General features: G+C 63.1%; 16 protein-coding genes. 9 read left to right on the plus strand and 7 right to left on the minus strand.

Annotation, left to right across the window (positions count from 1 at the left end; all coding sequences use genetic code 11):
* Positions 1–4: 4 nt before the first annotated feature.
* From ACS0VV_RS03565 to ACS0VV_RS03580, 4 genes are all read right to left on the minus strand, one after another.
* Positions 5–436 carry a helix-turn-helix transcriptional regulator gene (locus ACS0VV_RS03565; RefSeq protein WP_483531359.1) on the minus strand — a complete coding sequence of 144 codons (432 nt, stop codon included), beginning with the start codon at positions 434–436 and terminating at the stop codon, positions 5–7.
* Positions 433–1,509, minus strand: coding sequence for a branched-chain amino acid aminotransferase (locus ACS0VV_RS03570; protein WP_483531360.1), 1,077 nt, complete (start codon positions 1,507–1,509; stop codon positions 433–435). Before ACS0VV_RS03570 ends, ACS0VV_RS03565 begins: the two co-directional genes overlap by 4 nt.
* Before the next feature lie 657 nt (positions 1,510–2,166).
* Complete coding sequence (locus ACS0VV_RS03575) at positions 2,167–2,559, minus strand: hypothetical protein (protein ID WP_483531361.1); 393 nt, start codon at positions 2,557–2,559, stop codon at positions 2,167–2,169.
* Positions 2,560–2,746: 187 nt separating this feature from the next.
* Positions 2,747–3,307, minus strand: a complete 561-nt coding sequence (locus tag ACS0VV_RS03580; RefSeq protein ID WP_483531362.1) for a hypothetical protein — start codon at positions 3,305–3,307, stop codon at positions 2,747–2,749.
* 53 nt (positions 3,308–3,360) lie between these two features.
* On the opposite strand from ACS0VV_RS03580, the gene ACS0VV_RS03585 reads away from it, so the two are divergent.
* The 7 genes from ACS0VV_RS03585 to ACS0VV_RS03615 all read left to right on the plus strand — a co-directional run bounded on the left by ACS0VV_RS03585 (position 3,361) and on the right by ACS0VV_RS03615 (position 10,103).
* On the plus strand, positions 3,361–4,131 hold the full coding sequence (locus ACS0VV_RS03585) for a TlyA family RNA methyltransferase (RefSeq protein ID WP_483531363.1): 771 nt from the start codon (positions 3,361–3,363) through the stop codon (positions 4,129–4,131).
* A 118-nt stretch (positions 4,132–4,249) separates the two neighbouring features.
* The gene (locus ACS0VV_RS03590; protein WP_483531364.1) at positions 4,250–4,801 is read left to right on the plus strand and encodes a TspO/MBR family protein; all 552 of its coding nucleotides are present in this window, start codon (positions 4,250–4,252) and stop codon (positions 4,799–4,801) included.
* A 29-nt stretch (positions 4,802–4,830) separates the two neighbouring features.
* Positions 4,831–5,076 (plus strand): accessory factor UbiK family protein, encoded by a 246-nt coding sequence (locus ACS0VV_RS03595; RefSeq protein WP_483531365.1) that lies wholly within the window; start codon positions 4,831–4,833, stop codon positions 5,074–5,076.
* A 67-nt stretch (positions 5,077–5,143) separates the two neighbouring features.
* A complete protein-coding gene (locus ACS0VV_RS03600; protein ID WP_483531366.1) occupies positions 5,144–7,108 on the plus strand; it encodes a S9 family peptidase in 1,965 nt (654 codons plus the stop codon).
* A 116-nt stretch (positions 7,109–7,224) separates the two neighbouring features.
* Positions 7,225–7,824, plus strand: a complete 600-nt coding sequence (gene recO / locus ACS0VV_RS03605; protein ID WP_483531367.1) for a DNA repair protein RecO — start codon at positions 7,225–7,227, stop codon at positions 7,822–7,824.
* Position 7,825: 1 nt separating this feature from the next.
* Complete coding sequence (leuB, locus tag ACS0VV_RS03610) at positions 7,826–8,884, plus strand: 3-isopropylmalate dehydrogenase (protein WP_483531368.1); 1,059 nt, start codon at positions 7,826–7,828, stop codon at positions 8,882–8,884.
* 52 nt (positions 8,885–8,936) lie between these two features.
* Positions 8,937–10,103 carry a glycosyltransferase family 2 protein gene (locus ACS0VV_RS03615; protein ID WP_483531369.1) on the plus strand — a complete coding sequence of 389 codons (1,167 nt, stop codon included), beginning with the start codon at positions 8,937–8,939 and terminating at the stop codon, positions 10,101–10,103.
* 47 nt (positions 10,104–10,150) lie between these two features.
* Here the strand turns inward: ACS0VV_RS03615 and ACS0VV_RS03620 are convergent, their stop codons facing one another.
* From ACS0VV_RS03620 to ACS0VV_RS03630, 3 genes are all read right to left on the minus strand, one after another.
* Positions 10,151–10,444, minus strand: a complete 294-nt coding sequence (locus ACS0VV_RS03620; protein ID WP_483531370.1) for a GIY-YIG nuclease family protein — start codon at positions 10,442–10,444, stop codon at positions 10,151–10,153.
* 68 nt (positions 10,445–10,512) lie between these two features.
* On the minus strand, positions 10,513–11,787 hold the full coding sequence (locus ACS0VV_RS03625) for a glycosyltransferase family 39 protein (RefSeq protein ID WP_483531371.1): 1,275 nt from the start codon (positions 11,785–11,787) through the stop codon (positions 10,513–10,515).
* A gap of 52 nt (positions 11,788–11,839) precedes the next feature.
* A complete protein-coding gene (locus ACS0VV_RS03630) occupies positions 11,840–12,232 on the minus strand; it encodes a hypothetical protein (RefSeq protein ID WP_483531372.1) in 393 nt (130 codons plus the stop codon).
* A gap of 125 nt (positions 12,233–12,357) precedes the next feature.
* Here ACS0VV_RS03630 and ACS0VV_RS03635 point away from each other — a divergent pair, with 125 nt between their 5' ends.
* Both ACS0VV_RS03635 and ACS0VV_RS03640 read left to right on the plus strand, forming a co-directional pair.
* Positions 12,358–12,849, plus strand: coding sequence for a TetR/AcrR family transcriptional regulator (locus ACS0VV_RS03635; protein ID WP_483533491.1), 492 nt, complete (start codon positions 12,358–12,360; stop codon positions 12,847–12,849).
* 13 nt (positions 12,850–12,862) lie between these two features.
* Positions 12,863–14,071: a trans-sulfuration enzyme family protein gene (locus ACS0VV_RS03640; RefSeq protein WP_483531373.1), complete on the plus strand. Its 1,209-nt coding sequence runs from the start codon at positions 12,863–12,865 to the stop codon at positions 14,069–14,071.
* Positions 14,072–14,114: the final 43 nt, after the last annotated feature.

The raw sequence follows: 14,114 nt of genomic DNA on the forward strand, positions 1-14,114 counted from the left end.
GTTCTTACGGCAGCAATCGCAGCGCGCGCGCCCGGGCAATCGCCTCTGTCCGGTTCGATGCTTCGAGCTTTTCGAACAGGCGGGCAATATGCGTTTTGACGGTGTTGGGAGAAATGGCGAGTTCGCGCGCGATCACCTTGTTCGCCGATCCCTTGGCCAGCAGGTCGAGCACTTCGGTCTCGCGCGGGGAAATGCCGAGGCTTTGCAAAGCACGTTCGTTACGGACGAAAGTGGCGGGCGGGCTTCGCGGGGTCAGCCTATTGCCCAGCCAGATGCCCAAAGCGGCGAAGACGATGGCGATGGCGAGGATGTAAAGCTCCGTCGACCACATCCGGCTGAGGTGTCGCCAGTCGAGCCATGCGAGCAGAAGCGAGAGGAGCGCAACCACGGCGCCATAGGCAAAAATCGCCCGCCACATGGCGCGCTTGCCGCTCACCCCAGTTTCATCACCCAGCCATGGGTGTCTTCCACCGTCCCGCGCTGGATGCCGACCAGCTTTTCGCGGATGGTGCCGGTCAACTGCCCCGGCCCGCCCGAGCCGATGGTGAATTCGCCCTCATGGCTCGCCACCTTGCCCACGGCTGTCACCACCGCGGCGGTGCCGCAGGCCATGGTTTCGAGCAGCTTCCCGCTCTCGGCATCGGCGCGCCACTGGTCGATCGAATACATCTCCTCGCGCACATCCAGCCCCTGTTCGCGGGCGAGGGTGAGGATGCTATCGCGGGTGATGCCGGGCAGGATCGTGCCGCGCAAAGGCGGGGTAATCATGCGGCCATCGTCGAACACGAAGAACAGGTTCATGCCGCCCAGCTCCTCGATCCATTTGCGCTCTGCCGCGTCGAGGAAGACGACCTGGTCGTGCCCCTTGGCAAAGGCTTCACCCGTGGGGACAAGGCTGGCCGCGTAGTTCCCGCCGCATTTCGCCTCGCCCGTGCCGCCGGGGGCCGCGCGGGTGTAATCGCTCACCCACACGCTGACCGCAGGCGCGCCTGACTTGAAGTAGTTTCCGGCGGGCGAGAGGATGACGAGGAACTTGTACTTCTTCGCCGGACGCACGCCGAGGAACGCCTCGGTCGCGAACATGAAGGGGCGGATGTACAGCGCGCCGCCATCGACGCTGGGGAACCAGTCCCTGTCCTTGAGGACGACTTGGCGAACCGCCTCGATAAACAGCTCTTCGGGCATTTCCGGCATGGCGAGCCGCGCAGCGCTCTTGTTGAAGCGGGCGGCGTTGGCCTCGGGGCGGAACAGCGCCATGGTGCCATCGGCCAGACGATAGGCCTTCATCCCCTCGAAAATTTCCTGCGCATAATGCAGCACGCTCGCCGCCGGATCGAGCGCAATAGGGCCGCGCGGGCCGAGCGTTGCCGAGTGCCAACCCTGTCCTTCATCATAGTCGATGCTGACCATGTGATCGGTGAACAGCGTGCCAAAACCAGGATCGGCGATGGCTTGCTCACGGGTGGCCGAGGGCACGGGTGCGGGGTGGGGGAGATGCGCGAAATTCATTGGGCAGCGATTAGTGCGGGGCGCGGAGAGAGGCAAGGGTGCTTCGGATCACCAGACCTTTGCACCGCATTTCATGCAGTTTCTGGGCACCCAGGGCAACATAAACATTCCTCTCATTGTCACGAGACCATGTCCGCAGGATCGCCGTTGAAAGCTGATTCGAAGCACCAAGAAAGTAACGCCGATAAAGGGGACTAGAGCCATGATCTTGGCTGGCCACTCTACGCCCATGACCAAAGCCCAAGTGACAAGCCACAGGAGGCATATTGTGAACAAAAAAGGATAAAGGCGCTCGATCCTCATCCATGTTCCCTTAGCACAAAATGAGAAGGCCAGCTCTACCTCGGTAGAACTGGCCTCCGCATGGTCAGCGGTCAGTTAGACCGCCCACGAAGCCTTACTCGGCGAACAGAAAATTACCGAATATGCTCCGCATGGGTCATCACCGACCTCCCTGCTGAACCATGAGACATCGGATCACCTCCTTTCGCGCTATGAGAGCCAGGCCACCTCGTATCACCGGGGGCCAAGACCTGCGGGCCTCGCGGGTCTTGGGCACAGTAATGAGTCAGCACATCGCACAAAACAAGCCTTGAATTATTCTTTTTCACAGTCAGAATAGAGCGCCTGTTTAGGTTGCCGATCCGCTCCTGTTTCCTACCCCCTGCAGTCTTCCACCACGCGGGTAATCTCCGGCCAAGCGGGCACGTAAAGCGACGTCACTCCGGGGACTTCCACCGCGAACCGTCCGCGCGAAAAAGCCATCGCGTCGAGCAGCGCGTCGCTCGCGCTCAATTCGGCAGCGACCAGCGGAGCGGGGCCGTCTGCCGCGCCAGCGGTTAACACGCGTTGCTGCGTTTCGGTGCGCACCAACATCTGCACCTGACCGCTCACGCTGCCCGCCCGGGCGATGCCGACACGCCGCGTTGCCAGATCGCAGCGGATGATCAGCGCTACGCCAGTTGCCGTCCGGTCGGTGCCGAACACCGCAAGCGTCTCGCCGGTCTGGCGCACATAGCTCCAGTCACCGCGCGATGCCGGGGCATCCATCCAGTTCTCCAGGACCGGAGCGACCGGCGTCGGGGCGGGAGCGGGTGCCGCTGTCGCTGCAGGAGACGGAGCGGGTACGGGAGCAGGCGTCGGCTCGGGCGATGGCGGAATGCAGGCAGCGAGCGCCAGCGTGCCAGCGATGCAGCCAGCAGTGTGCAGGAATTTCGAACGGGTTATGGCAAACCTCCTATTGCGTCACAAAGCGGCAGGCGTCGATCACGCGGCGAATGCCCGGATTGGTGGGAAATTGCAGCCGCTGGCCATCGGGCGCTGTAAGCGTGAAGGACTGCCCGTCGGCTCCCAAGGCGTTGATAATGCCGAGCCCTTGATCGACCGCAGCAGAAAGGCCCTGTGCAGGCTGCGTCGTCGGGGCGAGATCGATCCGCGCGGCCTCTCCGCCCGCGTCAAGCCGCCATGACTGGGGTTCGGTGGCACCGTTGGCGATGAACATCGTCACCGCAAAGGCACCGCGCGGACAATCGAGCTGCAGCGATGGCGAAAGGCCTTCCTCGGCATAGAAGGCACGCGCGCCTTCGCCATCTTCGCTGACTGTCCACGCCCCGGCAACCAGCGCGGTGCCGTCCGGCGCGGCGGTGGGCGTCGGCGCGGTGGTGAGCACGGGAACAGGCGCTGCTGCCTCGGCCTGTTGCGGCGCGGCGGCGGCTTCGTCCGCGCTCTGGTTGCAGGCCATCAGCAGCATCGTCGCAGCGAGCAACGGGGAGGTTCTGGTGGGGATGTGTCGCAGCACGGTCTTCACCTTGAATCTTGTGACGAGAGAGCAACGCCCCTATCGCCACCCGCATGGCCGAGCGCAAGCCTCCTCGCACACGGATCGACCAATTGCTTGTCCAGCGCGGCGAGGCGGAGAGCCGTACGCGGGCGCAGGCGCTGGTGATGGCGGGGCTGGTGTTTGCAGGCGCGCCGGGCAAGCTGCAACGCATCGGCAAATCGGGCCAGCAAATCCCCGAGGACTGGGCAGTCGAAGTGCGCGGGCGCGATCATCCCTGGGTCGGGCGCGGGGGGATGAAGCTCGACCATGCGATCCAGCATTTCGGGCTGGATGCGACAGGCGCGGTGGCGATGGACATCGGCTCCTCCACCGGCGGCTTTACGCAGGTGCTGCTGCATCACGGGGCGGAGCACGTGTTCGCGGTGGATGTCGGCACCAACCAGCTCGACTGGAAACTGCGGCAGGATGACCGGATCACCGTGCTCGAACAGACCAATGCCCGCGCGCTGACCCCGCAGATAATCGACCGGCCCTGCGACTGGGTGGTGTGCGATGCGAGCTTTATCGGGCTCGCCAAAGTGCTCGAAGTCCCGCTCGCACTGGCGGCGCAGGACGCGCGGGTGGTCGCGCTCATCAAACCGCAGTTTGAAGTCGCCAAGCACGAAGTGGGCAAGGGCGGGATTGTCCGCGATCCCGCCCTGCACCAGCGTGTGTGCGACGAAGTGACCGCATGGCTGGAAGAAAGCGGCTGGCGCATTGCGGGCCTGACCGAAAGCCCTATCACCGGCACCGAGGGGAATGTCGAGTTCCTCGTCCACGCGGTTCGCGGGAAGCCCGACTAGCAGCGTTTTGGCGCAAGGCGCGTCCAGCTTGCGGACAGTGTGGGCAAGCGCGCTTGCCCTTGCCGCCGCGTCTCGCCACAAGGCGCAGCAGACGAATCGAACAGATTGTGGGAACCGAATGAACCGCCTTGCTTCGCCCGCACAATTGCGCGCCAGCCTGATCCGCTGGGCGCTGTTCCTTGTGCCGCTAATCATGCTTTTGGGCTTTGTAGCGGGCCGCTTGGGCGGTGATGCCGACAGCGCGTGGTTCCAGGCGCTCGACAAGCCCGCGATCTTCCCGCCGCCTGCGACCTTCGGCATCGTGTGGGGCATCCTCTACGCGATGATCGGGCTGGCCTTTGCCTTCGTATGTTCGGCCTGGGGATCGCGGATGCGCGCGCTGGCAATTCTGGCTTTCCTAGCGCAACTCGCGGCCAATCTGGCGTGGTCGCCGATGTTTTTCGGCCAGCAGCAGATCGGTTATGCCTTCTACGTGATCCTTGCGGTGGACGTGCTGGCGGTGATCGCCACCGTGCTGTTCTTCAAAGTGCGCAAATGGGCGGGGCTTTTGATGCTGCCCTATCTCGCATGGATTTTCTTCGCGACCGTGCTCAACTGGCAATTCTGGGTGCTGAACCCGGATGCGTCTGGCTTGGACAATACCGGCGCGGTCCAGACGTTTGAGTTGTAATTACGGCGCGGAGGCACCAAATTCCCACCATGCAAAGCGAAAACAAGATCATCGCCGATTTCGTCAAAGTCGCCAATTCCGCTGCGGGAACGCTGGCGGGGATGGGCCGTGAAGCGCGCGAGCAGGCGCGGGAGCGGATGCGGGAGGCGATGGGTGGCATGGACTTCGTCAGCCGTGAGGAATTTGACGCGGTGAAAGACATGGCCGCCGCCGCGCGGGAGAAAGTCGAAGACCTCGAAGCGCGCCTTGCTGCGTTGGAAGCCAAGGGCAAGTAAGCACCCGCTTCCAGCCTCTGCGAAAATATGCTGTTGTTGCGTCCTGACCTGACAGGGAACACCAGCCATGCGCCTTTTCGCCACACTGCTCGCCGCTACCGCACTCGCCAGCACGCCTGCAATGGCGCAGGAGTTTGGCGGCCAAACCGGCCCCGACCTTTCCATCGAAGCGATCGAGCCGGACAATGCAGACATTGATATCGGTCTTGCGGGGGAAGAGCCTGCGGACATCGCCCGCTATCTGCTCGCCAGCGGTGCCGGGCAAGCGGCGCTTTCGCCTGACGGGCAGACCATCGCCTTTTCGTGGGGTATCACCGGCCAGCCCGAATTGTGGACGATCCCTGCAACCGGCGGCCAGCCGCAGCAGTTGACCTTCCGCACCGGCCCCGGTTTCTTTCGCTGGATGCCCGACGGCAGCGGCATCCTCTATTCCGCCGACCGTGACGGCAACGAGCAGCCCGGCTATTTCTGGATCAGCGCCGATGGCAGCGAGGAACGCGCGATCCTGCCCGCCACCGCAGGCGATTTCCGCGTGTTCGGCGATTTCGTGGGGGAGGATGAATTCATCTACTCCTCGACCCTGCGCAACGGGAACGATTTCGACATCTACCGCGCCGATCTGGACGGCAATGCGGAGCTGATTTTCGAGGGCGGGCTGGGGATGTATGCGGGCGCGGTTTCGCCCGATGGCCGCTATGCCGTGGTGACCCAAAGCGTGGGCGAGGATGCGGACAATCTCTATCTGCTCGACCTCGAAAGCCGCGAATTGCGCACCGTGAGCGCGCCGCCGGTGGAGGATCGGGCGAGCCATTCGCTGGGCGGGTTTGAGTGGGTTGACGACCAGCTCCTATTCTCCAGCAATGTCGGCCAGGAATTCGCTCGCATCTATGCATTCCCTGTGGAGGGACATCAGTTGCGAGGCCTGACCGCCTTGCCCGGCGATATTGAGTCGCTTGAAGTCTGTTCCGGCGAAACCCCGGGCCTCGCCTTCACGGTTAATCGGGACGGATTTGACAATTTGTTCTTCAACGATGGCGACTCAACCATTGGCAATGGTATCGGGATTGGGCTTCCCGAAGGCCAGTACTCCATCGATTGCGGAACGGGATCGGACGATTTGCTCGTCCGCGTCTCCGGTTGGAACACGCCGGGCGATCTCTACACGGTCAACGTCACCACTGGCGAGGCGACCCGCGTTTTCGCTTCCAACATGGCAGGCCTCGATCCCGCAACGCTGATCCGCCCGCAGGTCGTGCGCTATCCGGCGCGCGACGGGGTGGAGTTGCAGGGGCTGCTCTACCTGCCCGAAGGCGCGGGCACGGGCGAGGACGCGCCGCCGGTCGTGTTCGACGTGCATGGCGGGCCGAGCGCGCAATCGGTCGCGGGGTGGGAGCCTGTGGTGCAATACCACGTCAATCGCGGCGTCGCGGTGTTCCAGCCCAATGTGCGCGGCTCGACCGGACTTGGCCGCACATACTCGACGCTCGATGACCGCGAGAACCGCTTGGATAGCGTGCGCGATCTGGTTGATCTGCTCGCCGCGCTTGATGCCGACGGGCTGGTCGATGGCGAGCGCGCGGCGGTGATGGGCGGTTCCTATGGCGGCTATATGGTCAATGCCGTGCTCGCCGATTATCCCGACGCCTTCGCCGCTGGGGTTTCTTTGTTCGGCGTGGGCAACTGGATCACCGCGCTGGAAGTCGCCTCGCCCAGCCTCAAGGCCGCCGATCTCATCGAATATGGCGATATTAGCGAGGAACGCTGGCGCGAGTTCTATGGGGAAATCAGCCCCGTCTTCCGCGCCGACCAGATCCGCGTCCCCGTCCTCTATTCGCACGGCGCGATGGACCCGCGTATCGACATTTCGGAAACCGAGATCATGGTGACGGCCTTGCGCGAAAACGGCGTGCGCGCTGATTTCATCCGCATTCCCGACGAAGGGCATGGCTGGCGTAAGCTCGCCAACCGGTTGTTCTACTACCGCCAGCAGGCCGAATTCCTCGAAGAGGTGCTTGGCGCAGGTAGTGAATGAGTGACCCACCCCCAACCCCTCCGGCAAGCGGGAGGGGAGCGAGACTTGCCAGCTTGCTGGCTTAGTCGCAGCGGGGTGGGCTTGCAGAGGCCGCTGGTTCGCTCCACAGCCGGAATATGCACATCCGCGCCCCCGCCATTCTTGTCGCCGCCCGCCAGCATGGCGAAACGGCGGTGATCGGGCGCTTTCTGACGGCGGAATACGGGCTGGTTGCGGGCTATGTTGCCGGAGGGCGCGGGCGGAATTTGCGACCGGTGGTGATTCCCGGCAATGCGGTCGATCTGCAGCTTTCCGCCAAGTCCGACAGTCAATTGCCCTTCGCCAAGGTGGAGCTGGTGACATCGCGCGGCCCCTGGCTCGCCGAGCCTTTACCCGCCGCTGCCATCGGCTGGGTGACCGCGCTCACTGCCACCGCGCTCCCCGAACGCCAGCCCTATCCGACGCTGTACGAGGCATTGGGCGGCGTGCTCGATGCGATTTGCCATGCACCCTCGGCACGCGGCTGGGCCTCGGCGCTGGTCGGTTATGAAGCACTGCTGTTGCGCGAGCTTGGCTATGGCGGTGCGGGTGGTCGGCCCGAGGGCGATTTGGCGCAGATTATCGAAGCGATGGACGCGATTAGCGAGCCGCTCGACCACTACCTGCTTGCCGACCGGCGCGGAGACGTTATGGCGGCGCGCCAACGCCTGAGACATTTGCTGCAACGGATCGCCTGACATGAAAATCGCGCTATTTCCCGGAGACGGTATCGGCCCAGAAATCATGGAGCAGGCGCGGCGTGTGCTGGCGAAGCTCGATCTGCCGGGGCTCGAAGTGCTGGAAGGCGACGTTGGCGGCATCGCCTATAAGCGCCACGGCCACCCGCTGCCGCCGGAAACGCTCGACATGGGGAAGGCCGCCGATGGCGTGCTGTTTGGCGCGGTGGGCGATCCTAAGTGCGACAATCTGGAGCGGCATTTGCGTCCCGAACAGGCGATCCTCGGCCTGCGCAGCCATCTCGGCCTGTTCGCCAATCTGCGCCCCGCGACCATGTTTGCCGGACTGGAAGATATGTCCGCGCTCAAGCCCGAAATCGCCCGCGAAATCGACGTGCTGATCGTGCGCGAGTTGAATGGCGATGTGTATTTCGGCGAAAAGGGGATGCGCGAAACGGCCAGCGGAGAGCGCGAAGGCTATGATGTCATGTCCTACGCCGAAAGCGAAGTGCGCCGCATCGCGCACACCGCCTTCCGCGCCGCGCAAGGTCGCAAGGGGCGGCTGTGCAGCGTCGACAAGGCCAATGTGCTCGAGACGAGCCAGCTCTGGCGCGATGTGATTGTCGAGGTTTCGGCGAATTACCCCGACGTCGCGCTCAGCCATATGTATGTCGACAATGCCGCGATGCAGCTGGTGCGCAATCCCGGCCAGTTCGATGTGATCGTCACCGGTAATCTGTTCGGCGATATCCTGTCCGACCAGGCGAGTATGTGCGTCGGCTCGATCGGCCTTCTCGCCAGCGCGGCTTTGGGCGAGCGGCAGACGGAGTTCGGCACCTTTGGAATGTATGAACCCATCCACGGCAGCGCGCCCGATATCGCCGGTCAGGGCAAGGCTAACCCGATGGCGATGATCCTCTCGCTCGCCATGCTCCTGCGCCACTCGCTGGGGCGTGAAACGGATGCGGTGCGCGTCGAGGCAGCGGTGGCGAAAGCACTGGAGGACGGCGTCCTGGGCGCCGACCTTGGCGGCACCGCAGGCACGGCAGAAATTGGCGATGCGGTGCTTGCGCGGCTCTAAATTTCCAATTCGGTAACCTTATGGTTAACAATTCGCTCTAACGCCTGAACGCATGGATATGAGTTTGAACGAACTGCACCGCCACGTTGAAGCTGCCACTGCACTGGCGAAAGCGCGCGACAATGCTCCGCTTGAGCTCGCCATCGTGCTGCCCACGCTCAACGAGAAGGACAATATCGCCCCGATGGTCGAGCGGCTGGAAGAGGCGCTTGGCCCTTCGGGCTGGGAAGCGGTGTTCGTTGACGACAATTCGAAGGATGGCACGGCCGAGGAAGCGCGCCGTATCGGCCGCACCGACAGCCGCATCCGCGTGATCCAGCGCATCGGCCGCCGCGGCCTCGCCAGCGCCGCGATCGAGGGAATGTGCGCCACCGCTGCGCCCTTCGTCGCGGTGATGGACGCCGACCACCAGCATGATCCGAAACTGCTCCTGCAGATGCTCGAGGCGGTGAAATCGGGCGAATATGACCTTGCCTATGCCAGCCGGTTTGCCGTTGGCGGCAATGCCGATGGCCTGTCCTCCAAGGGGCGCGAAAGCGGCTCCAAAATAGCCAACGCTCTGGCGCGCAAGCTGACCGGCACCGAACTGACGGACGCGATGAGCGGTTTCTTCCTGCTGCGCACCGCACAGCTGCGTAAACAGGCTGAAAACCTTTCGGGCATAGGGTTCAAGATCATGCTCGACATTCTCGCGACTGCCGAGCCGCGCCTTAGAGTAAAGGAATTCCCGTTGAAATTCGCAGAACGCCTCGCTGGCGAAAGCAAATTGGATCACGGCGTCGTGCTCGATTTCGTGGGCGGGCTGGTCGAGCGCTATTTCGGCCGCTGGGTGCCCACGCGCTTTGTGCTGTTCGGCATGGTCGGCGGGCTGGGCGTGTTCGTGCACATGGCGGTGCTAGCGGCGATTTACTGGCCGGACAGCGTGGGCTTCGGCCTCGCGCAAGCCATTGCCACGATGGTGGCGATGACGTTCAACTTCTGGCTCAACAACCTACTCACCTATCGCGACAAAAAGATCGAAGGCGCGGACGGCTTCTTCTGGGGCTGGCTGAAATTCTGCGGCGCGTGCTCGGTCGGCGCGTTTGCGAATGTCGCGGTGGCGATGGTGCTGGAAGACCAGGGCGTGCTCTGGTGGGTGGCTGCGCTGGTCGGCGTGGTGATCGCGAGCGTGTGGAATTACGCGCTGTCGAGCAAGTTCGTGTGGGGGCGGTTTAGGTAGGGGGCGACCCGTGACTTTCGTCATCCCAGCGAAAGCTGGGATCGCTCTCAACCATTGATACGCTCAAAAAGATCATCCCAATTCGGATTAGCCTTTTCGATTAGTTCAACCTTCCAAGCGCGTTTCCACGCCTTCATCGCCTTCTCACGCGCAATCGCGTTTTCGATACTGTCGAAATGCTCGACATAAACCAGACGCTTGATGCCATAGCGACGGCAGAAGGCCGATCCTCGACCGGCGCGGTGCTGCATCATGCGTGCGGCGATGTCTGATGTAACGCCAATATAGAGCACGCCGCTAGGCTTGTTGCACAGGATGTACACAAAGCCGCCTTTGGACATCGCCTAAACGAATCGCAAAACTGCTAGCGATCCCAGCTTTCGCTGGGATGACGATTGATAAGGCTCCATCACCGCCAACCCTCCGTCCAAGCCCACCACAGGAACGCCTGGTTGTTTTCCAGCGCTGCTGCGGTCAGGATCGGGAACCAGTAGACGAAAAACCCTGCTGCACCGAGGATCAGCGCCCACGGCACCAGCCGCTCGCCTCGCTGCCACAGCCATTCCACCGCCAGCGCCAGCGCGGCGGAAACGAACATTCCCGGCAGGAAATAGTGGAAGTAGAATTGCGACGCCTTGGGCGCGACCAGCCACAGGGCGAGGCTCACCGCATACATCAGCACCAGCGCGATCGCATCGCGGCGGCGGTGTTTCCAGCCCGCCCACACGCACCAGCCCATCGCCAGCACGCCAAACCACATCGTTACCGGATTGCCGATCAACATCACGCCGCGCCACGCGCCGTCGATCTCTTCGTAGAGATACCAGACGACCCGCGCATTCGCGACCCATTGCCACCACACGCTCTCATAGGGATGCGGCTCCAGCACCTGCTTTTGCAGCCCCAGCATGGACTGGTGGAGGTCGATCAGCCCGGTCGGATTACCCGAATGGACGTTCCAGAACAGGAACGGCCAAAACGTGGCCGCATAAACCGCAAGCGGCAGCATGCCGAGCCAGATGCCCGCTTCCCACAGCGATATCCCCGCCACCGGCCAACCGCGCCGCGAGGTGAGGAAGCGACGCCTTCCGGCCGCCAGCCGCGCGGCGAAGAAGGCGAGGCCGGGCAACACCGCGAGCGGGATCGCGTTCCACTTGCTCGCCATCGCGCAGCCCAGCGCCACGCCGCACACGATCAGCCGCCAGCGTCCCGTCTCGTTCTCGCGCACGGCTCCGGCGAACATCCAGAACGCGACCATCACGAAAGCGACCATAAACACATCGAGCATCGCGATGCGGGCGTGGACGAACAGCAGGAAATTGGTCGCGGCGAAAAAGCCGGTCAGCAGGCTCGCCATCCGCGTCTGGCTGGCGAACCACATCGCGCGCATGAAGGCGAACAGCGCCAGCGTGCCGAACACCGCGCTCAGAATGCGCCAGCCCAGCGGTTCGTCCCCGAGCAGCACAAGGCCCAGTGCCATGATCTGCTTGGCGAGCGGCGGGTGCTCGACATTGGTCGCCAATTGCAGATCGAGCACGGCGCGCGCGGCGGGCAGATAATGCACCTCGTCAAAATAGGGCGATGCGGGGACCGTCAGCCGCACCAGACAAATCGCGAAGAACGCCAGCGCGATGGCGACGTTGAGAGCAAAGGGATCGCGGGGATGATCGGGAATGTCGGTCATGCGGGGCAGAGCGTTAGTGCCGTGCTGCGCCCGCCGCAAGTGCGCGGTTTCGCTATGACGCGGTGTGCGCCCGATGCTCCAGCCAGAACAGTCGCGCAGCCATTCCCAGAAGGCCGATGCTCGCCGTTGCGATGGTCAACAAGGCCCAAAGCGGCACCTTCATACCGGCAGCCCGCGCGCGCGGTGCCATGAAGAAAAAAGCGAGGGTAACCGCGAACAGAAGGTCCCACCAGACCTGCACGCCAGTCAGGTTGGCGGTGTGGTTTATCCAGAATTGCATTAGCCCCTCGGCCCAGAGGGTGACGCCGGTAAAGCTGAGGAAGCCGCCACAAAGCATAGCTGCCATGATTGTATTGCCGGATGTCTGCGGGCGAAACACTATGGCAATGAAGGCGATGGCTGCGCAGGCAAACCCGATGATGGCATAGAGTTCGAGTGGTGACATGTTGGAACCTCGATTCGTTGTAGCGGACGCTACACTTGTAACGGCACGTAGCACTTGCTACAAGCACAGTTGTGCGTCGTCCGACTTTATCCCGCGCAGTGCTTCTGCCAAAAATTGCCAGCCATGTGCTGCAAAATGGTCTTGGCGCGGCTAGTTTGCGCCCTCTGGCCAAGGCTGCCCAAACGAGCGACCGGATGCTGCTATACCATTTTGGCAGCAAGGAATCGTTGGTGACGCAGTTGCTGGCTTATCTCGCGCAAGAGTATGCGGGGTTGCTCGATGCCGCATTTGGTGATGCCGCCGCGCCATCCCGCACCGCCTGTCTTGAACGGGTGCTTGGGTTTTCCAAACTTCCCGAGGCCTTGCCTTATCTTGCCCTATGGTGGGAAATCGTGGCGGGGGCCGCACGCGATCTGCCGGGATATCGCACCGCGGCGCATCATGTCATGCAGAGTATGCTCGATTGGCTGGAGGCACACATGCCGCCCGGCGATCCCGATCCGGCGGGCGGGGCGCGGCATCTTTTGACGCTGATTGAAGGCGCGCTAATGCTGAACGCAATCGGGCGGAGTGATATTGCAGATGCGGGGATTGCTGCGCATCCGGCTTCGCCCTAACACTCGCCGCGATATGAAAAAGACCACCGGAACCGATCCCGCCGCTATCGCCCGCTGGCGTCCCGCCACGCAGGCCGTGCGCGCGGGCACTTGGCGCAGCGCGCATGGGGAGACGAGCGAGGCGCTCTATCTCACCAGCGGCTTTACCTACGATTCGGCAGAGGAAGTCGCCGCGCGCTTTGCGGGCGAGGCCGAGGGGATGCAGTATTCGCGCTTCAAGAACCCGACGGTCGAGATGGCGCAGCACCGCATCGCCGCTATGGAAGGCGCAGAGGCGTGCCTGATGCAGGCGAGCGGGATGGCGGCGATGACGTCCTCGCTGCTGTGCATGCTGAGCGCGGGCGATCATGTGGTAGCGGGCCGTGCAGCGTTCGGTTCGTGCCGGTGGATCTTGAGTAATGTCCTCAATCGCTTCGGCATCACCCACACGGTGGTGGACGGGACGGACAATGCCGCGTGGGAAGCCGCCGTGCAGCCGAACACCAAGGCGTTCTTCTTCGAAACCCCGGCCAACCCGACGATGGATCTGGTCGATCTTGAATTCGTCTGCGGCTTGGCGCGTGCGAAGGGCGTCACCACGGTGGTGGACAACGCTTTTGCCACCGCCGTGCTGCAAAAGCCGATGGAATTCGGCGCGGATGTGGTTGCCTATTCCGCCACCAAGCTGATGGACGGGCAGGGCCGCGTGATGGCGGGCGCGGTATGCGCGAGCCGCGAGTGGATCGACGAATATCTCAGCCCCTTCCAGCGCAATACCGGCCCGATTGTCGCCCCGTTCAATGCCTGGGTGGTGATGAAGGGGCTGGAGACGCTGCCGCTGCGCGCTCCGGCACAGAGCCGCAACGCGCTGCAAGTCGCGCAATTTCTTGAGGACAAGGGCCTGCGCGTGCTCCATCCCGACCTGCCGAGCCATCCGCAGCATGATCTTGCGCAGAAGCAGATGGTGGCGGCGGGGCCGATCTTCGCTTTCTTCGCTCCCGATGGGCAGGAACAGGCGATGGCGCTGTGCAACGCACTGGAGCTGATCGATATTTCCAACAATATCGGCGATTCCAAAACGCTGATGTGCCATCCGGCCAGCACCACGCACTACAACATGGGCGCAGAAGGCCGCGCAGAGGCGGGGATTGCCGACGGAATGCTGCGGATCAATGTCGGGCTGGAAGACCCGCTCGACCTGATCGAGGATCTGGATCGGGCTTTGGGTAAAGTGGGGCTGTAACCTACCCTCTTGCATAAGGCGCTGAAATTCATATCATTCCCCC

The sequence above is a fragment of the Aurantiacibacter sp. KMU-128 genome (genome assembly GCF_056933515.1).